Annotated in this window: 26 protein-coding genes; 13 read left to right on the plus strand and 13 right to left on the minus strand. The window is 33.8% G+C overall.

Annotated elements, in window-relative coordinates; translation table 11 throughout:
- Positions 1-77: 77 nt before the first annotated feature.
- Positions 78-1,463, minus strand: coding sequence for a fasciclin domain-containing protein (locus AC1EUU_RS00555; RefSeq protein ID WP_480199423.1), 1,386 nt, complete (start codon positions 1,461-1,463; stop codon positions 78-80).
- 158 nt (positions 1,464-1,621) lie between these two features.
- On the opposite strand from AC1EUU_RS00555, the gene mnmA reads away from it, so the two are divergent.
- From mnmA to AC1EUU_RS00570, 3 genes are read left to right on the plus strand one after another with little or no spacing between them, the layout of a single operon-like run.
- Positions 1,622-2,809 carry a tRNA 2-thiouridine(34) synthase MnmA gene (gene mnmA / locus AC1EUU_RS00560; RefSeq protein WP_480199424.1) on the plus strand — a complete coding sequence of 396 codons (1,188 nt, stop codon included), beginning with the start codon at positions 1,622-1,624 and terminating at the stop codon, positions 2,807-2,809.
- A gap of 35 nt (positions 2,810-2,844) precedes the next feature.
- A complete protein-coding gene (locus AC1EUU_RS00565; protein WP_480200749.1) occupies positions 2,845-3,807 on the plus strand; it encodes an NAD(P)H-dependent flavin oxidoreductase in 963 nt (320 codons plus the stop codon).
- Positions 3,804-4,652, plus strand: a complete 849-nt coding sequence (locus AC1EUU_RS00570) for a GIN domain-containing protein (protein ID WP_480199425.1) — start codon at positions 3,804-3,806, stop codon at positions 4,650-4,652. The genes AC1EUU_RS00565 and AC1EUU_RS00570 overlap by 4 nt, the downstream gene beginning before the upstream one ends.
- Before the next feature lies 1 nt (position 4,653).
- Here the strand turns inward: AC1EUU_RS00570 and AC1EUU_RS00575 are convergent, their stop codons facing one another.
- From AC1EUU_RS00575 to mtaB, 4 genes are read right to left on the minus strand one after another with little or no spacing between them, the layout of a single operon-like run.
- Positions 4,654-5,577 (minus strand): lytic transglycosylase domain-containing protein, encoded by a 924-nt coding sequence (locus tag AC1EUU_RS00575; RefSeq protein WP_480199426.1) that lies wholly within the window; start codon positions 5,575-5,577, stop codon positions 4,654-4,656.
- A 12-nt stretch (positions 5,578-5,589) separates the two neighbouring features.
- Positions 5,590-6,129, minus strand: coding sequence for a dTDP-4-dehydrorhamnose 3,5-epimerase (gene rfbC / locus AC1EUU_RS00580; protein WP_480199427.1), 540 nt, complete (start codon positions 6,127-6,129; stop codon positions 5,590-5,592).
- Between the two features lie 12 nt (positions 6,130-6,141).
- Positions 6,142-6,795 carry an alpha/beta hydrolase family protein gene (locus AC1EUU_RS00585; RefSeq protein WP_480199428.1) on the minus strand — a complete coding sequence of 218 codons (654 nt, stop codon included), beginning with the start codon at positions 6,793-6,795 and terminating at the stop codon, positions 6,142-6,144.
- Position 6,796: 1 nt separating this feature from the next.
- Complete coding sequence (gene mtaB, locus AC1EUU_RS00590) at positions 6,797-8,131, minus strand: tRNA (N(6)-L-threonylcarbamoyladenosine(37)-C(2))-methylthiotransferase MtaB (protein WP_480199429.1); 1,335 nt, start codon at positions 8,129-8,131, stop codon at positions 6,797-6,799.
- A gap of 43 nt (positions 8,132-8,174) precedes the next feature.
- On the opposite strand from mtaB, the gene AC1EUU_RS00595 reads away from it, so the two are divergent.
- Genes AC1EUU_RS00595 through AC1EUU_RS00610 form a run of 4 tightly spaced genes read left to right on the plus strand, consistent with a single transcriptional unit; the run spans position 8,175 to position 11,228 of the window.
- Entirely contained in the window at positions 8,175-8,729 is a 555-nt protein-coding gene (locus tag AC1EUU_RS00595; protein WP_480199430.1) for a GNAT family N-acetyltransferase, read from the plus strand.
- Positions 8,726-9,046 carry an antibiotic biosynthesis monooxygenase family protein gene (locus AC1EUU_RS00600; RefSeq protein WP_480199431.1) on the plus strand — a complete coding sequence of 107 codons (321 nt, stop codon included), beginning with the start codon at positions 8,726-8,728 and terminating at the stop codon, positions 9,044-9,046. Before AC1EUU_RS00595 ends, AC1EUU_RS00600 begins: the two co-directional genes overlap by 4 nt.
- 3 nt (positions 9,047-9,049) lie before the next feature.
- Complete coding sequence (locus AC1EUU_RS00605; protein ID WP_480199432.1) at positions 9,050-9,562, plus strand: DUF4442 domain-containing protein; 513 nt, start codon at positions 9,050-9,052, stop codon at positions 9,560-9,562.
- A gap of 40 nt (positions 9,563-9,602) precedes the next feature.
- Complete coding sequence (locus tag AC1EUU_RS00610) at positions 9,603-11,228, plus strand: ABC transporter substrate-binding protein (RefSeq protein ID WP_480199433.1); 1,626 nt, start codon at positions 9,603-9,605, stop codon at positions 11,226-11,228.
- Here the strand turns inward: AC1EUU_RS00610 and AC1EUU_RS00615 are convergent.
- The 7 genes from AC1EUU_RS00615 to AC1EUU_RS00645 all read right to left on the minus strand — a co-directional run bounded on the left by AC1EUU_RS00615 (position 11,212) and on the right by AC1EUU_RS00645 (position 17,176).
- Positions 11,212-12,231 (minus strand): endonuclease/exonuclease/phosphatase family protein, encoded by a 1,020-nt coding sequence (locus AC1EUU_RS00615; RefSeq protein ID WP_480199434.1) that lies wholly within the window; start codon positions 12,229-12,231, stop codon positions 11,212-11,214. The two genes, AC1EUU_RS00610 and AC1EUU_RS00615, sit on opposite strands and share 17 nt — an antisense overlap.
- A 13-nt stretch (positions 12,232-12,244) precedes the next feature.
- A complete protein-coding gene (locus tag AC1EUU_RS00620) occupies positions 12,245-13,102 on the minus strand; it encodes a rhomboid family intramembrane serine protease (protein ID WP_480199435.1) in 858 nt (285 codons plus the stop codon).
- Between the two features lie 30 nt (positions 13,103-13,132).
- On the minus strand, positions 13,133-13,744 hold the full coding sequence (locus AC1EUU_RS00625; protein WP_480199436.1) for a rhomboid family intramembrane serine protease: 612 nt from the start codon (positions 13,742-13,744) through the stop codon (positions 13,133-13,135).
- Between the two features lie 4 nt (positions 13,745-13,748).
- The gene (gene mutL / locus AC1EUU_RS00630; RefSeq protein ID WP_480199437.1) at positions 13,749-15,581 is read right to left on the minus strand and encodes a DNA mismatch repair endonuclease MutL; all 1,833 of its coding nucleotides are present in this window, start codon (positions 15,579-15,581) and stop codon (positions 13,749-13,751) included.
- On the minus strand, positions 15,581-15,844 hold the full coding sequence (locus AC1EUU_RS00635; RefSeq protein WP_480199438.1) for a hypothetical protein: 264 nt from the start codon (positions 15,842-15,844) through the stop codon (positions 15,581-15,583). The genes mutL and AC1EUU_RS00635 overlap by 1 nt, the downstream gene beginning before the upstream one ends.
- An 84-nt stretch (positions 15,845-15,928) precedes the next feature.
- The gene (gene ribH / locus AC1EUU_RS00640) at positions 15,929-16,402 is read right to left on the minus strand and encodes a 6,7-dimethyl-8-ribityllumazine synthase (protein WP_480199439.1); all 474 of its coding nucleotides are present in this window, start codon (positions 16,400-16,402) and stop codon (positions 15,929-15,931) included.
- A gap of 9 nt (positions 16,403-16,411) precedes the next feature.
- A complete protein-coding gene (locus AC1EUU_RS00645; protein ID WP_480199440.1) occupies positions 16,412-17,176 on the minus strand; it encodes a tetratricopeptide repeat protein in 765 nt (254 codons plus the stop codon).
- Between the two features lie 103 nt (positions 17,177-17,279).
- Between AC1EUU_RS00645 and recF the strand changes: the two genes are divergently transcribed.
- The 4 genes from recF (at position 17,280) to AC1EUU_RS00665 (ending at position 22,663) form a co-directional block, all read left to right on the plus strand.
- Positions 17,280-18,386: a DNA replication/repair protein RecF gene (gene recF / locus AC1EUU_RS00650; RefSeq protein ID WP_480199441.1), complete on the plus strand. Its 1,107-nt coding sequence runs from the start codon at positions 17,280-17,282 to the stop codon at positions 18,384-18,386.
- Complete coding sequence (locus tag AC1EUU_RS00655) at positions 18,370-18,666, plus strand: DciA family protein (protein WP_480199442.1); 297 nt, start codon at positions 18,370-18,372, stop codon at positions 18,664-18,666. The genes recF and AC1EUU_RS00655 overlap by 17 nt, the downstream gene beginning before the upstream one ends.
- Before the next feature lie 71 nt (positions 18,667-18,737).
- Positions 18,738-22,187, plus strand: coding sequence for a choice-of-anchor D domain-containing protein (locus AC1EUU_RS00660; RefSeq protein ID WP_480199443.1), 3,450 nt, complete (start codon positions 18,738-18,740; stop codon positions 22,185-22,187).
- A gap of 56 nt (positions 22,188-22,243) precedes the next feature.
- On the plus strand, positions 22,244-22,663 hold the full coding sequence (locus AC1EUU_RS00665) for a S1 RNA-binding domain-containing protein (RefSeq protein ID WP_480199444.1): 420 nt from the start codon (positions 22,244-22,246) through the stop codon (positions 22,661-22,663).
- 38 nt (positions 22,664-22,701) lie between these two features.
- On the opposite strand, the gene AC1EUU_RS00670 is transcribed toward AC1EUU_RS00665, so the two are convergent.
- Positions 22,702-23,952: an alpha/beta hydrolase gene (locus AC1EUU_RS00670; RefSeq protein WP_480199445.1), complete on the minus strand. Its 1,251-nt coding sequence runs from the start codon at positions 23,950-23,952 to the stop codon at positions 22,702-22,704.
- Between the two features lie 82 nt (positions 23,953-24,034).
- Here AC1EUU_RS00670 and AC1EUU_RS00675 point away from each other — a divergent pair, with 82 nt between their 5' ends.
- Complete coding sequence (locus tag AC1EUU_RS00675; RefSeq protein WP_480199446.1) at positions 24,035-24,874, plus strand: 1,4-dihydroxy-2-naphthoyl-CoA synthase; 840 nt, start codon at positions 24,035-24,037, stop codon at positions 24,872-24,874.
- Positions 24,875-24,929: 55 nt separating this feature from the next.
- Positions 24,930-25,538 carry a fumarylacetoacetate hydrolase family protein gene (locus AC1EUU_RS00680; protein WP_480199447.1) on the plus strand — a complete coding sequence of 203 codons (609 nt, stop codon included), beginning with the start codon at positions 24,930-24,932 and terminating at the stop codon, positions 25,536-25,538.
- Positions 25,539-25,569: the final 31 nt, after the last annotated feature.

The following is a 25,569-nucleotide window of genomic DNA, read 5'->3' on the forward strand; positions in this document are numbered from 1 at the left end:
GCCTAAAAAAAGCCTCTGGGTTACGCATCACCAGAGACTTTCATTAATTAACCAAACTAATTACCAACCAATATTTTTTATTGAAGAGGAGGCAAAATCACTTTATCAATTGCATGAATTACCCCATTAGCTGCCTGTACGTTAGTTGCAATTATAGTACTAACCCTACTATTAGCATCTGTTAAGGTTGCACCACCAGTAACATTCGCAGTAATGTCACCACCCAATGTAGACACCGTTAAACCATCTGATAAATCCGAATCTAAAACATTAGCTCCTCCAACTACATGGTATGTTAAAGTTGCATTTAATGTGGGCTCATCAATATCAGTAAGCGCCGTTAATGATAATTCAGATAAAAGGTCAACAAAAGCCTGATCTATAGGTGCAAATACGGTAAAAGGAGCAGGATCTGTACCCTCTGATGTTGACAAAATGCCTACAAAGTCTGTTGTAAGATCATTTCGAGTTAATGCCTGAACTAAAATTGAAAAGTTTGGATCTGCCAAGGCGAAAGTTACCACAGAAGGTAAATCAATAACCGTATTAACAACATGAATTACACCATTTGTGGCGACGACATCGGCTAAAATTACATTCGAATTTCCATTAAGAACTACACCATTATCTGTATTAATATATAAGCTCAATTGATTTTGCGTGTCACTAAATGTAGCAGCAGTGTTTACATAACTGTTTGAAAGCTGATTTGAAATTGCTGTAACTCCTGGAACCACATGGTTAGAGAGAATTGCATTTAGATCATTATTATTCGGGTTGATGAAGTTTGTAAAAGCGTCATTATTGGGCGCAAAGACAGTAAAATTCCCTGGTGTAGAAAGTAAATCTGTGAAAGTAGTATTACCATTACTAGTAAGGGCTCCCACTAAACTTGATAACTGCGGATTTGCTAAGGCATGATCTACAATATTTGGTAAGCCTATTACAGCATCGACCACATGAATAATACCATTAGTTGCTTGAATATCTGGCGTAGTCACGTTTGAAATGCCATTAAGCGTAACTCCTGATACAGTATTTATAAAGATACTTAGGTTTTCATTAGTGCTGGCGTTTGTTGCTAAAGTTTTGGCATAGCCTGTACTTAAACTACCGGAAGATAATTCACCACTTATTACGTGATTGAGAAGTACCTGAGTTAATACATCAACTGGTACATCTTCTAACGAAGCAAAACCATTAGCTGCTAAAAAATTAGAAAATGCCGAATTCGTTGGGGCAAATACCGTAAAAGAACCAGAACCGTCTAACGTAGCAAATAGATTAGCCCTGTCTAATGCTGCTACTAAGCTAGATAGATCATCATTCGCATCTGCTATATCACTGATTGTTTCAGGTTGAAGAACCACATTGACTGCATCATCATCGTCACTACATGACCATGAAATAACAACCAATATTAATAATACCATTGTCTTTTTTAATGTTGCTGTAATTTTCATTGTGTTTAATAATTTTACAGTAAAGTTAAACAAAATATATTTTGTTTAACAAATTTTAATAAAAGTTTAACAAAATTATAAACGAATCATAGACATAGATGGTTCTTTTTAGATTATAACTAGGAAACTAATTATCTTTGCAAATTCAAATTTGATATATGAAACGAGTTATTGTTGGACTTTCGGGAGGTGTAGATTCTAGCGTTGCTGCTTATTTATTAAAGGAGCAGGGTTATGATGTGATAGGCTTGTTCATGAAAAACTGGCATGATGAGTCTGTTACCATTTCAAATGAATGTCCTTGGTTAGAAGATAGTAATGATGCAATGTTAGTTGCAGAAAAACTGGGTATTCCATTTCAAGTGGTTGATTTAAGCGAGCAATATAAAGAGCGCATTGTTGACTATATGTTTAATGAATATGAGATGGGTAGAACGCCTAACCCAGACGTTTTATGCAACCGAGAGATTAAATTTGATGTCTTTTTAAAAATTGCTTTAAACTTAGGAGCAGATTATGTAGCTACCGGCCATTATTGTAGAAAAGATCAGATTATAAAAGATGAACAAACCATTTATCAATTAAAAGCCGGTAAGGATGTAAATAAAGACCAATCTTATTTTTTATGCCAACTATCTCAAGAACAATTGGCTAAATCATTATTTCCTATAGGTGAACTAACTAAGCCTGAAGTGCGTAAAATTGCTGCTGAGCAAGACCTGATTACAGCAGAAAAGAAAGATTCACAGGGTTTATGCTTCATTGGTAAAGTAAGATTACCCGAATTCTTACAGCAAAAACTACAACCAAGAGAAGGTGCCATTATTCAGATACCCGAGAATGCTTCTATATTTAACAGAGGAACAAAAGAGTTTGTAGATAAAGAAGCAGAACTTGCATATAAGGCAAAAAAATATCACTACGCTATTGGTGATGGGAAGGAAGTTGGAAAGCATCAAGGAGCTCATTATTTCACAAAAGGACAACGTAAAGGATTGGCCGTTGGAGGTACTAAAGAACCCTTATTTGTAATTGAAACAGACGTTCTAGAAAATGTAATTTATACGGGTGAAGGAAAGGACCATAGAGGATTGTATAGAAGTACATTGTTGGTTAAGAATGAAGAAATTCATTGGATTCGTGAAGACTTGAGACTTAAAGATGGAGCATCAATGAACGTAAAAGCTAGAATACGTTATAGACAAGCCCTAGAAAATGCTACGCTATATAAAGTTTCTAACGGACTTTATGTAGATTTTGAGAATGAACAATCTGCGATTACAGAAGGGCAATTTGTAGCCTGGTATCATAATGATGAGCTGTTAGGTTCTGGGGTTATTTCTTAAGTTTGCGTTCCCTCAAAAGAGGAACTTATAACAAAATATTTCCTTACTTTAGAGCCATGCAAAACCGAATTACGCAACTATTTAATATTAAATATCCTATTATTCAAGCTGGTATGATTTGGGCTAGCGGTTGGCGATTGGCCTCAGCAGTAAGTAATGCTGGAGGTCTTGGTCTTTTAGGGGCAGGCTCGATGTATCCAAATGTACTTCTTGAGCATATTAAAAAATGTAAAAAAGCCACTGATAAACCTTTCGGAGTTAATGTGCCAATGCTTTATCCTAATATTGAAGAAATCATTAAAATTATTGTAGACGAAGAGGTAAAGATTGTTTTTACCTCCGCCGGCAATCCAAAAACTTGGACGAGCTTCTTAAAAGAGAAAGGGATCACGGTTGTGCATGTTGTTAGTAGTGTGAAATTTGCTTTAAAGGCACAAGAAGCTGGTGTAGATGCTGTAGTAGCCGAAGGATTCGAGGCAGGAGGGCACAATGGCCGTGATGAAACAACAACGTTTACATTGATACCAATGGTGAAAGAGCAAATATCAATACCATTAATTGCAGCTGGAGGTATTGCTACAGGGCGAGGCATGCTCGCTGCAATGATATTAGGAGCCGATGCCGTTCAAGTTGGTAGTCGATTTGTTGCCAGCCATGAAGCCTCTTCACACATTAATTTTAAGCAAGAAGTGGTTAACGCGAAAGAAGGCGACACACATTTAACCTTAAAAGAACTGGCACCTGTACGTTTATTAAAAAATAAATTCTATCATGATCTACAAGATCTGTATAAAAAAGCACCTTCGGTTGATGACCTAAAAGAATTATTAGGTAGGGCCAGAGCAAAACGTGGAATGTTTGAAGGTGATCTTGAAGAAGGCGAGCTAGAAATTGGTCAAATAGCAGGGCTAATTCATGATATTAAACCTGCGGCACAGATTTTGAATGATATGATTACTGAATATAAAGAAGTAAAACAAAATATAGCTGTACTATGAAAAAAAGATACCTATTGATTATTTTCACCCTAATTACTGTTTCAATAACCGCGCAGTCAAAGATTAAAGGAAATAAAGTGGTTGTAACAGAAGAACGAACCCTTGATTATTTTTCTAAGTTAGAAGTTAGCGACAAAATCAAATTGACTTTAAAGCAAGGAAATCAAAATTCATTAGAACTCGAAGCAGATGAGAATCTACATGATGTATTAGATTCTGATGTGAAAAATAGCGTATTAATGCTTTCATTAAATAAAAGGATTACACGTTCTAAGCGATTCAATATTACTCTATATGTTGAAGACTTAGACCAAATCATTCTAAATGATGATAGTGAAGTAAATGTTCCCGAAGAATTGGATGTCTTTAACATCGAGATTATTTTGAATAACAAATCTGAAATTAAACTTGATAACTTAAAAACAAGACTTTTAAGCCTTGAAACCAATGAGCGTGGAAAGGGTGATATCCGAGTTAGGGCAGATAGTCTTGTTGTAAACGCTAAAGAATCGTCTAGAATTAAATTAGATGCTATTACCGAAGGTAGTACCTTCAATTACAGTGGCAGTTCCACAATTGAGGCAGAAGGAAAAACCGCTAACTTAGAATTAAATGCTTCTGATAATGCTGGGTTTAAAGGAGCTGAATTTGTAGCGGATAGTGTTATGTTACTAGTACTAGATCGCACAGATTCTTATGTAAATGCAAGAGAAACGATAAGCATAGAGGCAAAAAACAAGGCTAAAGTTTACCTATTTAATAATCCGGAAATTACATTAAATACTTTCGAAGACAATGCAAGTTTATTAAAGAGAGAGTCAATGACCCTACTTGAAAACCTGTAATCTAACGCTCAGGAATTTTTATATAATAAACTTTACGTGTTTTATTATGGAGCGTATTTTCACGTAACCAAGGATTGTGGATTTTTAGTTCTTTATAATGTGTTCCAAATTTTTTAGCAAACGCTGCGATATTAGTAATTGGGGTATCTATTTTAACGGGATAGCTCTTTGGTAATGTATATAAATCTTCTTTATCGAAATGAAAGCCATATTTATTCGGGTTAGATAAGATTTCTTTCGCAGCAATAATTCTCGGAACATAGCGTTCGGTCATTTCTCCGGCTAATACATCCCAATAATTATCTACCATTTGAGTTCCCATGCGCTTATCAATACCATAATTTCCTGCATGATAAGCTCCAGCAGCTAGTGTCCAGCTACCTAGCCTCTTTTTTGCCTTTATCAAATAATCACAGGCTGCGCGTGTTGCTTTCTCTAAGTGATAGCGTTCATCAACATTGCTATTTACTTCCAATCCATTTTCACGAGCGGCTGATTTTAGCATTTGCCACATGCCTTTTGCACCAGCAGGAGATGTAACATTAAGTAAATCACTTTCAATTACAGCCAAATATTTAAAATCATCAGGTACTCCTTTTTCTTTTAAGATTGGTTCAATAATCGGAAAGTATCTGTTAATACGTTTTAACCATAATAAAGCATTCGATTGCCAATAAGTATTCACTAATAATTCTCTATCAATGCGTTCTTTCACATCATGACGTTCTAATGGAACCCGTTCACCCGCAAACGACAAGTTTTTAGGTATTTTTAAAGCCTTGATATTATAGGTGTCGCTAGTATTCTTAAAAGACACCTGCTCTTTTTTTGATTGAAATTCGGTATCTTGTTGTGTAGCATTGATTAGAATGCCACTCACAATAATAATGGCTAATAAAATAAGTATTTTATGATGTAAACGCATAAATTAAGGGGGTTAAAAAAGTGATTTAAAATCCACAAATTTTAGGCCAACTTTATCTTTTTCAGAAATAACTGGTTCTTCTATTTGCCAATTAATATTTAATGTTTTATCGCACCATAATATAGATGCTTCTGAATCTTTATTGTAATAATCAGTACACTTATAACTGAAAATCGTATCATCTTCAAGCACCAAAAAACCATGTGCGAATCCCTCAGGAATATAAAGTTGTTCTTTATGTTCGCCAGATAGTACATGTTTATAATGTTTGCCATAAGTAGCTGAATCTTTTCTTAGGTCGACTACAACATCGAGTACACTACCTTTAATAACACGCACTAATTTTCCTTGCGCGTACGGAGGATTTTGAAAATGTAATCCTCTTAAAACACCTTTTTGAGAAGCTGATTCATTGTCTTGAACGAACTCAACATCTAATATATCTTCAAGGACTTTTTTATTATAACTTTCTAAGAAATAACCCCGATCATCGGCAAAAACTTTTGGGGTAATAACTAATAGACCGTCAATAAAGGTTTTTTCAATATTCATGACGCGAAGGTACTAAATATGTTCAATCAAAAGTTGAGAAATTTTCTTTGCTTTATTCAAAATCATTACATGCGTACCTCCATGAACATTAATATAGTTCTTAATATGTTTTATTGGAAAAACACCATCATCACTACCATGGATATGAATCACATTTTCAGTAGGACGCTCTTGACTCCAATGCAATACATTGTAAATTGCCCATGGTAAATAACGTTCATCATTCATGGACATGTATTTCTTATAAAGTTCAATGCGTTTCTTAGTGAATCCGCTAAACGCATATTTCTCATAAGCCTCAATATTGCTTATTGATTTTGTGGGAAAAAGTTTATAAGCTTTTGTTGCTTTTGCCAATCGTAAGCGTTTTGGAAGTTCTTTTTTTGATTTAACGCTAGAAATGATAATAATTTTTTTGGTATTAATTAGTTTGCTCATTTCTTGCACCATTACACCTCCGAAAGAAACTCCTACTAAAACAGGATTTTCATGATGAATTCTGTTACACATGCGTTGGGCATAGTGTTGAATGGATTCATCTAAAGAAGTAGGAACGAGCCAATCTAAGTAATGAACCTCGTACTGATCTGGTGGAAATTCGAGATTTTCAAAAATTAGCGAGTTGGCACCCAAGCCTGGCACAAAATAAATAGGAGTCTTACTCATATCAATTATAAACAGGCTCTTTTACAAAGTTAAAACGTACCAGTCCGTCGGCATCAATTTCGGTTAGTTCAACTGAATGTAAGGTATTTACTAATTCAGGATTCCAAGGAGCTTTTACTTTTACATAGTTTTCGGTAAATCCATGAATGTAACCTTCTTTATTTTCACTTTCGAATAATACCGTCAATTGACTTCCTAGCTGACTTTCATAAAACGCCCTTCTCTTTTTAACCGATAGGCCGCGCAACATTTTGCTCCGTTTATGGCGGACGTTCTTCGGAACAATGCCCTCCATTAAGACCGCTTCAGTATTTGGTCTTTCAGAATAAGTAAATACATGCAAATAAGAAATATCAAGGTCATTTAGATAATTATAGGTTTCTAAAAATAATTCATCTGTTTCACCAGGAAAACCTACAATTACGTCGACACCAATACAAGCATTTGGTAGTACTTCACGAATTTGGGATACCCGATCTGTATAGACCTTTCGCAAATAGCGACGTTTCATTTTTTTTAATAACTCATCACTTCCACTTTGCAAAGGAATATGAAAATGCGGAGCAAAATTATCTGACTGCGCTACAAAATTTATGGTTTCATCTCTTAAAAGATTGGGTTCAATAGATGAAATACGTAATCGATGTATGCCTTCAATTTTATCAAGGGCCTGTACTAATTCAAAAAAAGTATGCTCATGCTTTTTATTACCAAATTCACCTTTTCCATAATCACCTATATTAACCCCTGTTAAAACAATTTCTTTAATACCTTTTTTAGAAATCTCTTGAGCATTTTTCAAAACATTATCAAGGGTATCGCTTCGTGAAATACCACGAGCTAAAGGTATAGTGCAGTATGTACATTTATAATCACAGCCATCTTGCACTTTTAAAAAAGCACGAGTTCGATCACCAATAGAATAAGATCCTACATAAAAATCAGCCTCAGCGATTTCACATGAATGAACCTCTCCAATCTCATTTTTAGTAAGATCATTCAAATAACTAGTTACATTAAATTTTTCAGTAGCTCCTAAGACGAGATCAACACCATCGATAGCAGCTAACTCTTTAGGCTTTAGTTGGGCATAACATCCCACTGCGATCAAAAAGGCATTTTCATTTTGCTTTAGTGCAGACTTTACAACAGTTTTAAAGCGTTTATCAGCATTGTCAGTTACCGAGCACGTATTTATTACGTAGACATCAGCCATTTCCTCAAAACCAACTCGCGTAAAACCTTCGTTTTGAAAATTGCGCGCAATGGTAGAGGTTTCAGAAAAATTCAACTTACAACCTAAGGTGTAAAAAGCAACTTTTTTTTGTGCATTCATTGCTGTACATTTACGGGGAGCAAAAGTACAATTTTTACCGCAAATGAGCTTAATTTTTGAAACGGAAAACTTTAACGTAAGAAAGTTGAAACTAACTGATTTTGAAGCATTTCATGAAATGCAAGGAAATGCTAAAGTTATGCAGTTTGTTAGAGGTAAACCAATGACATATGACGAAGATAAAGCCGAATTAGAAAAACTAATAAAATCTTACAACAATGAGAAGAATGATTTTTGGATTTTTGCTGTAGAACGAAAAGTTGATACTGTTTTTGTAGGATCTGTTGCTTTAGTGAAAAGTGCCGACCATGGAGAAGCATCTAGTGAAGACACATTAGTATTAAATATTAAGGAAAACGAATGTGAGATTGGCTATAGATTACTCGAAAAATATTGGGGCAAAGGATATGCCTCTGAAATTGCCAAAGGCTTAAGAGATTATGCTAAAAAAATCGGATTTAAAAGGTTAATTGCTTGTGTAGCAGACGAAAATATCGCATCCAGTAAAATCTTAGAACAACTAAAATTTGAATTTATCAAAAACTACGTGGATAAAGATCTAAAAATACCTGAAAAAAAATTTGAACTACATTTATGATTGCAAAAACTCCACAACCACCGTATTACGCAGTAATTTTTTCTACCTTAAGAACAGAGATTAATGATGGGTATTTAGAAACAGCCTATAAAATGGAGGAACTTGCAAAAGAGCAAGAAGGTTACTTAGGTATAGAAACGGTTCGAGAAGAATTGGGTATCACAGTATCTTATTGGAAAAGCTTAGAATCTATTACAAAATGGAAAAATAATATAGAACATACCATTGCTCGTGAAAAAGGGCGTAAACTTTGGTATCAAGAATATAAATTGCGGATTTGCAAAGTAGAACGTGATTATGATTTTAAAAGAGAATAGTTAATGTATGCACAGTTAACCAAGATACTGTCTAAATTTTTTACCAAAAGACAAATCTTTAAATACGGATTCAATATTTCGCCAATGTATCGTCGATCTACTGGTAGAATTTATTATGTTTCTGAAGATTTATTAACGGTTAAAGTAAAAATTCCATTGAGTGTTAAGAATCGTAATTATGTGGGGTCTATTTTTGGAGGAAGTTTATTTTCTGCGGCAGACCCCGTATACATGGTACAGCTTATTAATATTTTAGGCGACGACTATGTAGTATGGGATAAAGCTGCCAATATTAAATTTAAGCGCCCGGCAAAGGAAACGGCCTTTATAGAATTTGAGTTTACCAATGATGAAATTGATCAAATGAAACGAGCTGTGAGTGAAAAGGGAGAAATTGATTTTATTAAAGAATTAAATATTTCAAATAAAGATGGTTCAATAGTTTTTTGTGAACTTCTAAAAACAATTTACGTTGCAGATAAAATTTTTTATAAAGAGAAAAGAAAGAAAGCCTAATTGCTATTTTGATCATTCTACAGAATTAAAGGTAGAAAGTATGAAGTCTGTTTTTTTTAGACTTTTTACTTTGCTTAGTTTTGCATTACTCCTTTTATTAACTTCTATTGCTTGTAAGAAAAAGTCTAATTTTGATGATTCACAGGTGTTTAGATACAATGAGCATTCTAATATTAGTTCATTAGACCCTGCCTTTGCGAAAAAACAAGCAGATATTTGGGCTGTAAATCAGCTTTATAACGGGTTAGTACAATTAGATGACAGCTTGCATGTGCAACCGGATATTGCCAAGAGTTGGCATATTTCAGAAGATGGAAAAAAATATACCTTCTATCTAAGAAATGATGTGCAATTTCATAAACATGTGAAATTCGGAAAAGATTCTACAAGAAAGGTGATTGCTTCCGACTTTGAGTATAGCTTTAAACGCTTATTAGATAAAAATGTAGCTTCACCTGGTGGATGGGTTTTACAAAATGTTGCAAATTTCAAAGCACATAATGATACTACTTTTGTCTTTAATTTAAGGAAACCTTTCCCACCATTTTTAGGTTTATTATCCATGAAATATTGTTCAGTCGTTCCTAAAGAAATAGTAACTTATTATGGTAATGAATTTAGATCAAATCCAATTGGTACAGGTCCTTTTGAATTTAAAATTTGGGTAGAAAACACAAAGTTGGTTTATCGTAAAAATCATAGATATCATGAAAAAGATAAAAACGGTAATCAGTTACCATATATAGAAGCCGTTGCCATTACTTTCTTGCCAGATAAACAAAGTGAATTTTTACAATTGGTACAGGGTAATATCGATTTCTTGTCAGGTTTAGATGCTTCCTATAAAGATGATGCACTGACTACGCAAGGTAAATTAAGAGAGAGATATGATGATCAATTAAATTTAATTACTGGATCATATTTAAATACTGAATATTTAGGTTTATTAATGGATGTAGAGCGTCATTATCCAACATCAAACCGTTTGTTAAGAAAAGCGATCAATTATGGGTTTGATAGAGAAAAAATGATTCTTTACATGCGAAATGGTATTGGTACGCCGGCAATTAATGGTTTTGTACCTAGAGGATTACCTTCATTTAATAATTTAAAAGGCTATGAATATGATCCTAGAAAAGCCAAAGAATTGGTAAATGAATATATGCGAGAAACGGGTAATCAAAACCCAGAAGTAACGATAACTACGAACAGTCAATATTTAGACTTATGTGAGTATATTCAGCGTGAATTAGAAAAAATAGGCTTAAAAGTAACCATTGATGTGGTGCCGCCATCGACATTACGACAATCAAAGGCTACCGGAAAACTTCCTGTATTTAGGGCGAGCTGGATTGCAGATTATCCTGACGCTGAGAATTACCTGTCATTGTTTTATAGTAAGAATTTTGCCCCAAATGGACCTAACTATACGCACTTTAAAAACCTAGAATTTGATAGATTATATGAAGAAGCTTTTATTACTGTTGAACCTCAAAGACGTTACGATTTATACCAACAAATGGATAGTATTATTATTGCCGAAGCTCCAATAGTACCATTGTATTATGACGCTGTAGTACGTTTTTCTCAAAAGAACGTGAAAGGGCTTGGTATTAACCCGATAAATTTATTGAATTTAAAGTTTGTTTCTAAAACGAAACAGTAGCCTGAATAGGGTAGTGGTCAGAGTACTTAACCTTATAAGTTCTATGTTGTGATACTTTTAAAGTTTTATCAACCAAAATATAGTCAATTCGTAAAGGGAAGCCTTTAAAATCATATGTTTTTCCAAAGCCGGTTCCGGCTTCAATAAAAGAATCTTTTAGATTTCCTTTTAAATTTTTGTAGACCCAAGAATACGCGGTATTGTTTAAGTCTCCAATCGCAATAGTTTTTCCCTTATAACCATGTTGCATTTCAATTAAAGGCATTAGTTGACGCTCTTGTAGTTTAAAGGCTTTTTTTAAACGACCAATTAAGCGATCAGAATCTTTTTGCCCTAAATATTCTTCATCGGGTACTAGTCCTAATGATTGTAAATGGAAATTGTATAAGCGAAGCGTGTCATTATCTTTTAAAATATCAACATAGATAATACGATCATGATGTTTTTCTGAGTTGACCCTTCCTTTCGCTATGATTGGAAATTTTGAATAAAATGCCAGTCCAGAATTATGACGCTTACCTATTTTAGGATTATAGATATATGGAAAGTCAAAAGTAACTTCCTCAGAATTTACAAACTCTTGCAAAGCAAGAATATCCGGGTTTTCCTGTGCAACGAATTCACTTATTTTTTTAGGTATAGAATGATCTTTTGTCCATTTTTTTTGATTGAACTTTCGCACATTATAGCTCATTATTTTGAGCTCCTTTTCTTCGCTTTTATTTGAGCTAGATGAGAACTTATAAATAGGAGTTGATAATAAATATCCTAAAATTAGAACTATAGTAGATAAAAGAAATTGTTTCTTAAAACCAATAATAATCCAATATATCACAAATAGAATATTTGCGAATATGAGCATTGGTATTGTGAGTCCAATAACTGGTGCAACAGGAAGGGATGAAGGTTTAAAATAAGGCACAAAGAATGATAGCAATAATACAATGGCAATTATATTATTAACTAAGAATAGAATCTTATTAAAGAAGTTAAGCTTTTTCATAGAGGCTTGTAGCTTACTTTTTCTTTCCTACCGAAAATAAGAAATCTTTTTCTTCTTTGGTTAGCGTATCATAGCCAGATTTACTAATCTTATCTAAAATAGCGTCAATTTTTTTCTGTTCAACGTTTTTATCGAGAGATGAAGGTGATGGCCTGTCTTTCTTGTAAACGGTTTTTAATGGTTTTTGTTTTTTTGGCTTTTTTATATTTGAAAAAATATTATTAAAGTTCTTTGCTTCATTAAGTTGGCCAGTAAGTAAAAAACCAACTAGAGCACCACCCAAATGAGCTAAATGACCTCCGGTATTACTTATAGGTAATTGAATAATATCCATTAAAACAAATGCGGCTGCAATATACCATAGCTTAATAGATCCAATAAATCGAAAATGCATCGCGTAGTTGGGTATTTTAGCTGCTATTCCAACTAATATGGCGGTAACACCCGCTGAAGCCCCTACTAAAACAGAGCGATCATTTTTTAACGCGGGAAAATAATTATAACTCAAAATAAATATGACTCCACCAACAAAAATTCCTAAAAAGTAATAAATTAAGAATTGTTGTTTTGAAAAGAAATTTAAAAACAAATTGCCAAAATAATAAAGAACAATAGAGTTCAATAATATGTGTAAAAAATCGGCATGTAAAAATCCATAGGAAATGATCGTCCATGGCTTTGAAAAGAAAAAGCTTAAATCTGCAGGCAACGAAAACCAGTTGGATATGATATTGGTTTCCCACTGCATTAATGTTGCAACAGCTTTTAATGCATAAGTTAGAATAAAAACAACGATATTGATATAAATAATCTGCTCAACTATCGTTGCTAAATTGAATTTTTGTTTTATCTGTTCAATCGTATACCCCATTCTTCAATTTATTGAATCCCTTGCAAAACCTTATTTATCCCAACGTTTGAATTGATTCTTTTTCCAATAGAAAGCGATAATAAAACCAATTAACGCTCCTCCTATATGGGCAAAATGGGCAATATTTCCTACAGAGTAACTTGTAAATCCAAAGAAGAAATCCCCAAAAAGAATCAGCGGGATGAAATATTTAGCGGCAATGGGTATTGGGAGAAAGATCAAAGCTAACTTAGCGTTTGGAAACTTCATACCAAATGCAACAAGTACACCGTATACAGCACCAGAAGCTCCTACGGCAATAGCATCATAACTTTGAGTATAGTAATTGGCCAATGTATAGATTAACGCAGCTCCTAAGCCTGCAGAAAAATAAAAGAATAAAAATTTATTTCTTCCCCACATCTGTTCTAATGGAGAACCAAAGGCCCATAAAGCATACATATTAAAAATAATATGCATCGGACCACCATGCATAAACATATGGGTAATAAATTGCCATGGTTTAAAAAAATTACTAGTTGGATAAAACAATGCAAATAACTCATACATCTTATCTTGCATGTTTGGAACAAAATACGTTACAACATAAAAGAGTACATTTATAATCAGTAAGTGCTTGATTGCTTCTGTGAGTCGTCCCATAAAATTAATTATCAAATTTTAATTGTATTTCTTCTAGTGGTAAGGTTATAAAGGTGTTTTTACCATAAGGAGAGTGGTTGGGTTCTTTGCATAAAAATAGTTTTTCCAACAATTCTTCTTGCTCTAATGTATCTAGCTTTTTGCCATTTTTAATAGCAAGGCTTTTAGCAAAACTCTTTGCTATAATATCTATTTGACTAAAACTATTTTCTGGTATCTCATGACGAAGATTATCAAGAAGTTGCTCAAAAACAGGGCGAATTTCTCCCTCTTTTAAAAGTGTAGGGATGCCGTTGATAATAATCGTATTAGGTGATGAACTATCTAATAGAAAACCAACGCTTTCAAGATCATTTTTCATATCTTTTATCAATTGCATTTCTACAGAAGTAAAGTTTAATTCTATAGGAAATAACAATTGCTGACTGCTAGCCTCGTCAATTGTAATTCTTGTTAGAAAATCTTCATACAAGATGCGTTGATGTGCTAAGTGCTGATCTATTAAAACCATACCAGATTTGATAACACTCAAAATGTACTTTTGATGTATTTGAAAGGTTTTTGCATTTCTTTGAATTGCACCTTCATCAAATAATTCTTCAGTTACCTCTTGAGCATCTACTTCAATATTTTCTAATGCTAAGGCGTCATTTTTTATATTGACATAGAGTGAATTCCAATCGCCATTTTTTTCTTTTTTAAATGATGATGCGCTCGATTTCTTTTCAGAATCAAAAGGGTTAAAAGTTGGGTCTACAGTAATTCTAGGTGTGTCAGCTTTTTTTTCTTTATAATCATAAGGAACTTCGAGCGTTGCATCTTTATCAAAATCTAAAACCGGTGCTACATTATATTGCCCTAAACTATGTTTTATTGTTGAACGAATGATTGCATATAAAGCATGCTCATTGTCAAATTTCACTTCTGTTTTAGTAGGATGTATATTAATGTCTAACGTAGTTGCCGGTACTCGTAAATATAAAAAATACGATGGATGGTATCCATGTGCTAGCAAACCTTCAAAAGCACTCACTACAGCATGATGCAAATAACCATGTTTGATAAAGCGATCGTTTACAAAAAAGAACTGTTCACCCCTTTTTTTCTTCGCGAAATTAGGTTTAGCAATAAAACCTTCAACTTTTACTATATCTGTTTCTTCATTAATAGGTACTAACTTCTCATTTGTTTTACTTCCTAAAATTGCAACGATACGTTGTCTTAAGTTACCACTTTTTAGATTAAAAAGTTCACCTTCGTTGTGATAAAGCGAGAATGCAATATTTGGATGAGCTAAAGCTACTCGCTGAAATTCATCAATAATGTGACGTGTTTCTACGCTATTAGATTTTAAGAAATTACGTCGTGCAGGAATATTATAGAACAAATGTTTAACAGCCACACTTGTGCCACTTGGTGTTGAAATGACATTTTGAGAAGTTACTTTGCTTCCCTCTAATTTAAGCTGTGTACCTAGTTCTTTATCCTTTGGTTTTGTTTTTAGTTCTACGTGCGAAATGGCGACGATAGAAGCCAGGGCTTCACCTCTAAATCCTTTAGTGGTTAAGTTAAATAAATCGTCCGCAGTCTTTATTTTTGAAGTGGCATGACGCTCAAATGCTAAGCGAGCATCGGTCTCGCTCATCCCCATACCATTATCAATCACTTGAATAAGCGATTTACCGGCATCTTTTATTATTAATTTAATTTCTGTTGCCTCAGCATCTATCGCATTTTCTAATAATTCTTTTACAACAGAAGCTGGACGTTGTACTACCTCACCAGCTGCGATCTGATTTGCAACATGATCGGGGAGTAGTTGAATGATGTCTGGCATTAAAAAAACGTGTGTAGTTTAAAAATATAGGCCACAATACCAACCAAAATGGCAATAATAATAGCTAGCCTTCTATTGGCATTTCTATCTGCAGTAGATTTTTTAGCCCGAGCCCATTTTCCTCTTAAATTTGTTTTACTAAATGTAATACGATCCTCACCGTCAGAATCCACTCCTTTTAAACGTTCTTTTCGCGGATCATAATACCGAGGTTTATAATCATAAACATAATGAGATCGCTGCTTAAATAAACTACCTAACATAACCCTAGATTTTGAATCCTAAACATCAAAAATATCAAAATTAACAAGAGTTATCAAGTTTTGTTTATAAGTAGACTGTTAAATCTATGATAAAGTTGCCATTTTAATGGCGGCCACAGCGCATTCAACGCCTTTATTACCCAATTTACCTCCAGAACGTTCAATTGATTGTTGTTTTGTATTGTCAGTTAATACACAAAAAATTGTTGGTGAATTGAATTGAATGTTTAAGTCTTTAATACCTTGTGAGACTGCATCACAAACGAAATCGAAATGCTTGGTCTCACCTTGTATAACACAACCTATCGCAATCACTGCATCGAATGTATCTTTTTTTAATAAGTGTTTGGCTCCGTATACTAATTCGTAACTTCCAGGGACGTTAACTCGCTCAATGTTTCCCTGAAGAGCACCGCATTCCAGTAGGGTGCTTTTAGCACCTTTATATAGATTTTCGGTAATATCACTATTCCATTCAGAAACAACAATCCCAAATCGAAGATCTTTCGCATTTGGGATTGTTGCTTTATCGTATTCTGATAAATTTGTAGTTGCCATATTTGCTAATTATTGTTGTGCAAACTGAGCTCTTTGTATAAAAGCATTGATGCCTTTTGCTTCCTCTGATTTAGAATATGTATCCTTTATTCTAGTAAATAAAGTTTCAGCTTTCTTGAATTTTTTAAGGTCCATTGCAGTTCTTCCAGCTTTCATTAGATATAATGGAGAAGTAAAATCATTACTTTTAAAATCTGCAGCTTTTTCATAATACTCTAGAGCTTCATCGGGTTGATTAATCTCTGCGAATGCATCACCAATATTTCCCAATGCCAAAGCACCTAAAATTTGATCTTCTGTAGAAAAATTACCTAATTGACTAATAGCATTTTGATAATCACGCATTTTCAAATAAGAAATACCTGCCATGTATTTAGCAAGATTACCTGCATTTGTACTACCATAATTATCAATAATGTCTAGTAGACCATATTTACCATCTGCTCCATTTAAAGCCAATGTATATAATGAGTCCGCAGCTAACGTATTTGTTTGTGCCTGGTCGAAAAAACTCTTTGAATATGCCAATTCATCGGCAGCTTCAATTTCTTTCGGCTCTTGGATGTACTTTTTATAGCCTCCATAACCTAAAACTAAAGCCAGTACCAATATAAGTCCTGAAAATAATATTTTACTATTCTTTTCTATCCATTTTTCTGATTTAGAAGCAGTTTCATCTAAAGTGTTAAATACTTCAGCTGTTGTACTATTAGCTTCTATATTCTGTTGTACCTCTTTCTTCGCTTTATTTCCTCTTTTCTTATAAGTTGCCATTAGATATCTAAATTTGGATGCGCAAAAATATAATTTTTTATCGAAAACAAAAGGGTATAATTGCTGTAATTTTTGTTTTTTTGCATAGACACTTTTTGTTGGTATGCACCTTAAAAAAATCACACTAGTTAATTATAAAAATTTTGATACGGCTGATTATGCTTTCGATCAAAAAATTAACTGCTTTGTTGGGCACAATGGTGTAGGTAAAACCAATATGTTAGATGCTATCTACCATTTAGCTTTTGCTAAAGGATACTTTAATAGTATTGCTGTACAAAACATTAAGCATGAAACAGACTTTTTTTTAGTGGAAGGTGTTTTTGAGAAAGATGGTCGTGAAGAAGTTATTAATTGCAGTTTAAAACGAGGACAAAAAAAAGCGATCAAGCGTAACGGTAAGCTCTATGAAAAATTATCCAATCATATTGGACTAATTCCTTTGGTAATTATTTCGCCATCTGATACAGATTTAATTAGAGAGGGTAGTGATGTTCGAAGAAAGTTTATGGATAGCGTGATTTCGCAATCAGATAAGCTCTATTTACAAGACTTAATAGCTTATAACAAAGTGCTTTCACAGCGGAATTCGTTATTGAAGTACTTTGCAATTAATCATACGTTTGATGCGTTGAACTTGAAAATTTATAATGAGCAATTAACGGATTTAGGGAGCAAAATTCACACTAAAAGAAAGCAGTTTTTAGAAGAGTTTATTCCACTTTTTAAGAAGCGCTATGCCTATATCTCCGAAACTAAAGAGAATGCAGATCTTATTTATAAGTCTCATTTAAATGAAGGGTCTTTAGACAATTTACTAGAAGAAAACTTAGAAAAAGACAGGATTTTGCAATATACTTCGGTAGGAATCCATCGAGATGATCTGTTATATACTATAGATGGTCATTCCGTCAAAAAATTTGGATCGCAAGGACAGCAAAAATCATATTTAATTGCTTTGAAATTAGCACAATTTGACTTGATTAAGAATCAGTCGAATACCGTACCCATTTTATTATTAGATGATATTTTTGATAAATTAGATGAAGCCAGAGTAGAAAAAATAATTTCTTTGGTAAATGATGAAGATTTCGGGCAGTTATTTATCTCAGATACACATGCTACGCGAACTGAAGAAATAATTAAAAAAACAGAACAGTCTTATAAAATGTTTGAATTAAAAAAGAATACGAATGTCCAAGCGAGCTAGTGAGTTTCAGTCAATACAAGATTTAATGAAGAAGATGCTTCAAGAAAATAATCTGCAAAAAGGCATGGATCAAATAGCGGTAAAAGAAGCTTGGTTAGAGGTTATGGGACAGGGAGTTACGAGTTATACAGAGCTTGTTGAATTGAGAAGAAACACCTTGGTTATACGATTAACTTCATCAACTTTAAGGGAAGAATTAAGTTATGGAAAGGAAAAGATTATTAAAATGATGAACGAAAGTTTGGATAAAATCGTTATTAATACTATAAAACTGCTTTAAAACAGCTAGATTTATATATATTTGTACTAAGAGAAAAAGATAAAAAAGGGAATTTTAATAGACTACTTATGATGAAAAAATTACTATGTATACTGTTATTTGCTGTTTTTACTGTAGGAGTAGTACAAGCGCAAAGTATATCTGTAACTGGTTTAGGCCAGCCAATAAACAATGGGGATGTTACCATTAGTGTAGCTAATGATACCGACTTTGGGGATGTAGATATCAATGACCCTAATGGCGATACACATATTTTTACAATATCTAACAATACATCTTCGGTATTGAGTTTAGGACTGGATAATTTGTCAAATCAAGCGGATTTTTTTTATACGTTACCAGGGACACCTAACCCATTAGATATAGGACCAACTGAAACTTCTCAATTTAGTGTGACTTTTACCCCACAATCCACGGGCCCACTAGAATCTGTTGTTACTATAACAGTTTTAAATAATGATACCTTAGATGAAGAGACGTTTACGTTTACTGTAGGTGGAGTTGGAGAAAATCCTCCCCCTCCAAATGAGCCAATTGTTCGAGTTTTTGGAGGACCAGGATTGGATGTTGAAATATTTGATGGAGATCCTGCGAGTACGGCTCAGGGCACGGCATTTGGTGACGTTGAGGAAAGTACCAGCGTAGTTAATACATTTAGAATTTTTAATGATGCTTCGGCAACTGCAGATCTAATTATTAGTAATGCTGTTGATACGGGTAGTAGTGATTTTGTATTCTCGTTAGTGCCGTTTGGTTCTGATATTACTATTACACCAGGAAACTTTATAGAAGTTACTGTTACTTATACACCTGGCACACCTGGGCTCGATAATGGTAATATGGTATTTGCGCATAATGATAATACTCCGTCCGGTTTGAGCCCGTTTAATTTTTTTGTTTCTGGAAATGGTGTTGTTGCACCCCCGGATGAACCTGAAATAGATATTTCATATAGTGGAGGCAATATTACAAGTGGTGGAACGGTTGATTTTGGAGTTGTTAATGTCTCACCCGGAACTGCTGAAATTGAATTTACTATTACAAATACTGGAACTCAAGAATTAGTTCTTGATGGCGCACCAATTATTGATATTACGGGAGCAAATCAAGGAGATTTTATAGCAATTACCTTTCCAACGACTCCAGTACCTGCAAATGGAGGAACTACAACCTTTACAGTTCAATTTAATCCGTCCGATGTTGGAATAAGAACTGCTCAGTTGTCTATTGATAATAATGATTCTGATGAAGATCCATTTATAATTAATCTAACTGGAGAAGGTCAAGATTTGAATATTGGTAGTCCATTACTTATAACTCAATATTTTGAAGGTGGAGGAAATGAACAGTATTTGGAAATAAAGAATATTTCTTCGAGCGCAACCTCACCAGGAAGTTTTTTTGTGGCTATATATTTAAATAATAGAACAACAACAGGTATAATATCTGCACAAATACCAGATTTGAGCTATCAATTACCGCCAATTAATGCTGGAGATGTGTTTTTACTTAAAAATATTAATGCTAGTGGTAATGGTACGCCAACTGATCAGCTAAGTTTTGATGGAAATGATGTTATCTTAATTACTGGGTCAGTAGATGCAGCAGAATGTTTTAGTGAGAGAATTGATATGGTAGGTGTTTCTCAAAATGGACCACCTCCAAATTGGGGAGCTAATACCTCATTTATTAAAGGATGTGGTAATACTGAGTTACCATCAACTACTTTTGCCTATGATTCTGGGTCAAATACTGTTTTAGATTATATTGAAGTATCAGATTTATCTGAGGTTACAGCTGCAACTTCTGGTACAAATTTAGAGCTTGGTACGCAAACTGTTGGCTCAACTACCTATAATGGTACTTGGAATAATGGAATACCTGATAGAACCAAAGATGTTATAATTTCTGGAACCTATGATGAATCCGCTGGCTCATTTGAATCTTGTAATTTGGTGATTAATGGGAGTATAGATATTAATGGTGGTACTTCTACTTATGTAAAAGTTGGAGAAAATTTAACAATTAATGGTAGTTTTATTATTGGTGATACAGAATCATTGATTACTACAAGTTCTGCAACCAGCCCTATTTCGGGGGTAATTACAAAAATTGAAAGTTCCAATATGGTTGATCATTATAGGGATTTCACCTATTGGTCTTCTCCGGTGCAGAATGCTGTGGTAGGTAATGTGTTTAACGGAGTTGAGAGATTTTTTTATTGGAGGGATGCTGTTTTTGGCGATCCAGGAGGTTGGGTACGCCCTGAAGATACAGATACATTGGAAAGAGCCAGAGGTTATGCATCTGAAGCTCCTCCAGCTCCTGGTGGAACGCAACATACAATTTCTTTCACCGGAACACCACATCATGGATTTTTCTCTAAAACCCTTGGTTTTGATGCTGATTTTACAGTTAATGGAGGCTTCGGATTTAATTTAATTGGAAATCCATACCCATCTGCTATCGATGCTGATACATTTATAGAGTTTTCTGATAATGATGCCGGAGATATTTTTGATAATGTAGCGATTGATGGTACCTTATGGTTTTGGACACATACTACCGGATACCAAGCTAACCCAGGTGAAAATGATGATTACACCGCTAGTGATTATGCTACTTATAATCTAGTTGGCGGAACAGCTGTAGGAAGTGGTGGCGGTAGTGGCTCTCCCACAGGAAGCGCTGTTCCTAGTGGTAATATTGCTTCAGGTCAAGGATTTTTGGTAAATGCTGTTGTTAGCAATGCGACAATATTTTTTGATCCATCGATGCAATTGGAAGGAAATAACACTCAATTTTTTAGAGAAGGAAATTCTAAAAAATCTACTAAAAAAGAACCTAAAGATAGAATGTGGTTGAATGTAGAAAGCAAGCAGGGAGGAGCATTTAGCCAAACATTATTTGGTTTCTTTGAAAAGGCAAGTGATGGATTCGACCGAGGTTATGATGGAGTCAAATATTATGCCGCAAACCAGGTAAGCATTTATTCGCTTATGGAAGACGGAAGTCACTATGCAATTCAGGGATTTGGTCCTTATAGTTCAGACAAAAAAGTGTCTATTGGTTTTAACTCTTTTATTCAGGAAGAATTTATTATATCAATTCATGAGACCGAAGGGATTTTGGATAATGAAGAAATTTATTTAGTCGATAATGAGTTAGGTATAGTACATGACTTAAAGGCTGGTGGCTACGAATTTGAAGTTACCGAAACAGGATTTTTTACTAATAGATTTAATATTCAGTTTAACAAATCTGTTCTTAATGTAGGTGAAGAGAGCCTAGATGCTAATTTCTTAGTTATTAATGAAGAAGATGGATTAAGACTAAGATCTAATACATCTTTCTCAAATGTTAAGGTATATGACATGCTAGGTAGAAAATTAATAGATGCACAACCTAATGTAAACGATTTTGTACTTGAGGCGGGTCATATTGCTAAAGGTACAGTATTAATAATTAATGCTACTTTAGAGAATGGTGCTGAAGTGAGTAAAAAAGCATTAAAATACTAAGTATTGTAAAATTATAAATTAAAGCCTCGCTTAGCGAGGCTTTTTTATTCAAGATTATGAAAGAAGGTGATAAAGTAAATTTAATTATAGGAAAAGAGTCTCCTCTAGGATTTGCCGTATTGATTGACGAAGAATATGAAGGGTTACTATACAGAAATGAATTATTTCAAAAGGTAAATGAAGGAATGTCACTTATTGGCTACATTAAAAAAGTGCGTGAAGATGGTAAAATTGATGTGAGCTTAACTCCTCAAGGATTTAGAAAGAATATTGAGAGCACAACAATGATCATTTTAGAAGCACTAAAAAGCAATAATGGAGTGCTATACCTTTCAGATAAAAGTTCTCCTGAAGAGATAAAAGAAAAGTTACAAATGAGTAAAAAGAACTTTAAAAAAGCCTTAGGCGTTCTTTACAAAAAGAAGGAGATTGTTATTACAGAGGATTCTATACGTCTGCAAAAAAATAAAGGCTGAATAAATATTCAGCCTTTATTTTAAAACTTTCTAGTTTATTATTTCCCTTCTTCGCCTTCAGAACCTTCTTCAATCACAGCTTGTTCTTCTGTAGACCCTTCTTCATACTGTTGCTTTTTCTTTTTTGTTTTAGCTAAAACACGTTCTACGTTTTGATAATAACCATCGGCATTCGGATCATCTGAAGAAATCTTCGCATATCCATTTTTATAATATTTTAAAGCTCTTTTCATATCATTTCCGGTTTCATAATATTGACCAATATAATAATCACCGATAGGAGATTCTGGATACAAGCGATTGATCATCTTTCCAAATTCTTCTAAATATGCACCATCTTCTTTATCTAAAACAATCGATTCAATAGCGAAAATATCACGTTGTCTCACTTTTAAGTTCGACCCGAATAAATATTGAATTTCTACATACTTTCTTTCTAAATACTCTATAGCCTCACCAGGACTTAAATCAGCGATATGGTTATCAAACTCATGCTTAGAGATAGCAGAATACATTTCAAATATATGTGCTATAGCTGCTGGAATGGCTTGACCTATTGAAGATATTTTGGTTGAATTATCAAATTCATCAAATCGATAAACAAAGCTCTCGTTTTCAATATTATTTAAAATGTAGTGTATTTTATTGATGGCCTCATCTCTTTTTACACCGTTATATTTACCGGTATTCATATAGAAATAAGTGTTTGTTTCTAAATTTGGAACCTTTCCCTGAAAAAGACCATTGATATCAGGAGAGAATAACGGATTAACATTAATGTAGGCCGTAAAAGGTGGGTTCTGTTCCACCATATAAAAGTTTAAAAAATTTGCCGTTAGTGTATTTCCAACGATGGTTTTAAACGGAGAAATTCGATACCTGTTTTCTATATCTGGTAACAATTCATTTTTAACAAACTTATAGAATTTAGAACTTGTCTCAGTTAATAATCCATTGGCTATACTTATTTCGCAATCGGTTTTTCGTTCATTTTTCTGATTTTGAAAAATACCTACTACTATTTGTTCAGGAGCTTTATCTTTTGAAGCAAAGAGTCTAGAATTAGCTACGTAAATATCAAATAAATATTCTGCATCTAAAACGATAGCAAGCGGGTATACTCTTGTAGAATCTTCTTTATATGAATCTGGTACATATATTTTTAAGATACGCTCATTATTCATTTCACCCGCCATTTCAGAAGAGGTGAATTTTTCAATATGCGTGTTTTGCGCAAATCCGTAGATTGTAAAAAGTAATAAAAATAGTTTAGCGACTATATTTTTCATGATAAATAATTTAATTGTCAAGGGCTAATTTTTTTAGTTTTTTCCTTAGTCATATCTTTACAAACGAATTAAAATCTAAAATATGATACAGATTGACTGGAAAGTTGCAAAAAAATATGAGGACATCACTTATAAGAAATATAATGGAGTGGCTAGAATCGCTTTTAATAGGCCAAACGTGCGTAATGCATTTAGGCCAAAAACGACCAGCGAATTATATGATGCCTTTTACGATGCGCAAGAAGATACCAGTATTGGAGCTATATTACTTTCTTCGGAAGGACCATCGTCCAAAGATGGCGTATTTTCATTCTGTAGCGGTGGTGATCAAAAAGCCAGAGGCCATCAAGGATATGTTGGTGATGATGGGTATCATAGACTGAATATTTTAGAAGTACAGCGGTTAATTCGTTTTATGCCTAAAGTTGTTATTGCTGTAGTTTCCGGCTGGGCAGTAGGAGGAGGGCATAGTTTACATGTAGTTTGTGATATGACCTTAGCAAGTAAAGAACATGCTATTTTTAAACAAACAGATGCTGATGTGACAAGTTTCGATGGAGGTTATGGTTCTGCTTATTTAGCCAAGATGGTAGGGCAGAAAAAAGCGCGAGAAATTTTCTTTTTAGGACGTAATTATTCTGCACAAGAAGCCTTTGAAATGGGTATGGTAAATGCTGTGGTTCCACATGAAGAATTAGAAGATACTGCCTATGAATGGGCGCAAGAAGTTTTGGCAAAATCTCCTACTTCAATAAAAATGTTGAAGTTTGCCATGAATTTAACAGATGATGGTATGGTAGGGCAACAAGTTTTTGCAGGAGAGGCCACTCGTTTGGCATATATGACCGATGAAGCAAAAGAAGGTAGAAATGCTTTTCTTGAAAAACGTAAACCAAATTTTGATAAGAAGTGGATTCCTTAATGGATGTTTGATTTCACTTTTTATAAATAATTTTATAATTAACCGATTTTAACTGATGAAAATAATTTGTATTGGCCGTAATTATGCAAAACATATTGCAGAATTGAAGAATGAACGACCTCAACATCCGGTTATATTCTTAAAACCAGATTCGGCTATTCTACCAAAAAAGATGCCTTTTTTCATTCCTCCCTTTTCAAATGATATACATTATGAAGTAGAAGTATTAATAAAAATAAGTAAAGTTGGTAAACATATTTCAGAAAAGTTCGCACATAAGTATTATAATGAAGTAGGGTTGGGCATTGACTTAACGGCCAGAGATATACAATCCTATTGTAAAGAAAAAGGCTTACCATGGGAAAAGGCCAAGGCTTTTGATGGTAGTGCGGTAATAGGAGACTTCTTCCCAAAACAAAATTTTAATTTAGAAAACTTAGGTTTCGAATTATTAAAGAACAATGAGGTTGTTCAAAAAGGAAATACAAATGCCATGCTTTGGAAAATTGACGAGCTAGTTGCATATGTTTCGCAATTCTTCACACTTAAAAAGGGAGATATTATTTTTACAGGTACACCAGCAGGCGTTGGTAAGGTTGAGGAAAATGATATCTTATTAGGAAAACTAAGTGGTCAAAAGGCATTTGAAATAAAAATTAAATAAAAAGGCGACATTAAAAATGTCGCCTTTTCAA

It is taken from the genome of Maritimimonas sp. 2205BS37-2 (assembly GCF_056591755.1).

Coding starts and splice junctions, on each gene's coding strand:
- AC1EUU_RS00555 (WP_480199423.1), bottom strand. CDS start 1,463: ATGAAAATTACAGCAACATTAAAAAAGACAATGGTATTATTAATATTG.
- mnmA (WP_480199424.1), top strand. CDS start 1,622: ATGAAACGAGTTATTGTTGGACTTTCGGGAGGTGTAGATTCTAGCGTT.
- AC1EUU_RS00570 (WP_480199425.1), top strand. CDS start 3,804: ATGAAAAAAAGATACCTATTGATTATTTTCACCCTAATTACTGTTTCA.
- AC1EUU_RS00575 (WP_480199426.1), bottom strand. CDS start 5,577: ATGCGTTTACATCATAAAATACTTATTTTATTAGCCATTATTATTGTG.
- rfbC (WP_480199427.1), bottom strand. CDS start 6,129: ATGAATATTGAAAAAACCTTTATTGACGGTCTATTAGTTATTACCCCA.
- AC1EUU_RS00585 (WP_480199428.1), bottom strand. CDS start 6,795: ATGAGTAAGACTCCTATTTATTTTGTGCCAGGCTTGGGTGCCAACTCG.
- mtaB (WP_480199429.1), bottom strand. CDS start 8,131: ATGAATGCACAAAAAAAAGTTGCTTTTTACACCTTAGGTTGTAAGTTG.
- AC1EUU_RS00595 (WP_480199430.1), top strand. CDS start 8,175: ATGAGCTTAATTTTTGAAACGGAAAACTTTAACGTAAGAAAGTTGAAA.
- AC1EUU_RS00600 (WP_480199431.1), top strand. CDS start 8,726: ATGATTGCAAAAACTCCACAACCACCGTATTACGCAGTAATTTTTTCT.
- AC1EUU_RS00605 (WP_480199432.1), top strand. CDS start 9,050: ATGTATGCACAGTTAACCAAGATACTGTCTAAATTTTTTACCAAAAGA.
- AC1EUU_RS00610 (WP_480199433.1), top strand. CDS start 9,603: ATGAAGTCTGTTTTTTTTAGACTTTTTACTTTGCTTAGTTTTGCATTA.
- AC1EUU_RS00615 (WP_480199434.1), bottom strand. CDS start 12,231: ATGAAAAAGCTTAACTTCTTTAATAAGATTCTATTCTTAGTTAATAAT.
- AC1EUU_RS00620 (WP_480199435.1), bottom strand. CDS start 13,102: ATGGGGTATACGATTGAACAGATAAAACAAAAATTCAATTTAGCAACG.
- AC1EUU_RS00625 (WP_480199436.1), bottom strand. CDS start 13,744: ATGGGACGACTCACAGAAGCAATCAAGCACTTACTGATTATAAATGTA.
- mutL (WP_480199437.1), bottom strand. CDS start 15,581: ATGCCAGACATCATTCAACTACTCCCCGATCATGTTGCAAATCAGATC.
- AC1EUU_RS00635 (WP_480199438.1), bottom strand. CDS start 15,844: ATGTTAGGTAGTTTATTTAAGCAGCGATCTCATTATGTTTATGATTAT.
- ribH (WP_480199439.1), bottom strand. CDS start 16,402: ATGGCAACTACAAATTTATCAGAATACGATAAAGCAACAATCCCAAAT.
- AC1EUU_RS00645 (WP_480199440.1), bottom strand. CDS start 17,176: ATGGCAACTTATAAGAAAAGAGGAAATAAAGCGAAGAAAGAGGTACAA.
- recF (WP_480199441.1), top strand. CDS start 17,280: ATGCACCTTAAAAAAATCACACTAGTTAATTATAAAAATTTTGATACG.
- AC1EUU_RS00655 (WP_480199442.1), top strand. CDS start 18,370: ATGTCCAAGCGAGCTAGTGAGTTTCAGTCAATACAAGATTTAATGAAG.
- AC1EUU_RS00660 (WP_480199443.1), top strand. CDS start 18,738: ATGAAAAAATTACTATGTATACTGTTATTTGCTGTTTTTACTGTAGGA.
- AC1EUU_RS00665 (WP_480199444.1), top strand. CDS start 22,244: ATGAAAGAAGGTGATAAAGTAAATTTAATTATAGGAAAAGAGTCTCCT.
- AC1EUU_RS00670 (WP_480199445.1), bottom strand. CDS start 23,952: ATGAAAAATATAGTCGCTAAACTATTTTTATTACTTTTTACAATCTAC.
- AC1EUU_RS00675 (WP_480199446.1), top strand. CDS start 24,035: ATGATACAGATTGACTGGAAAGTTGCAAAAAAATATGAGGACATCACT.
- AC1EUU_RS00680 (WP_480199447.1), top strand. CDS start 24,930: ATGAAAATAATTTGTATTGGCCGTAATTATGCAAAACATATTGCAGAA.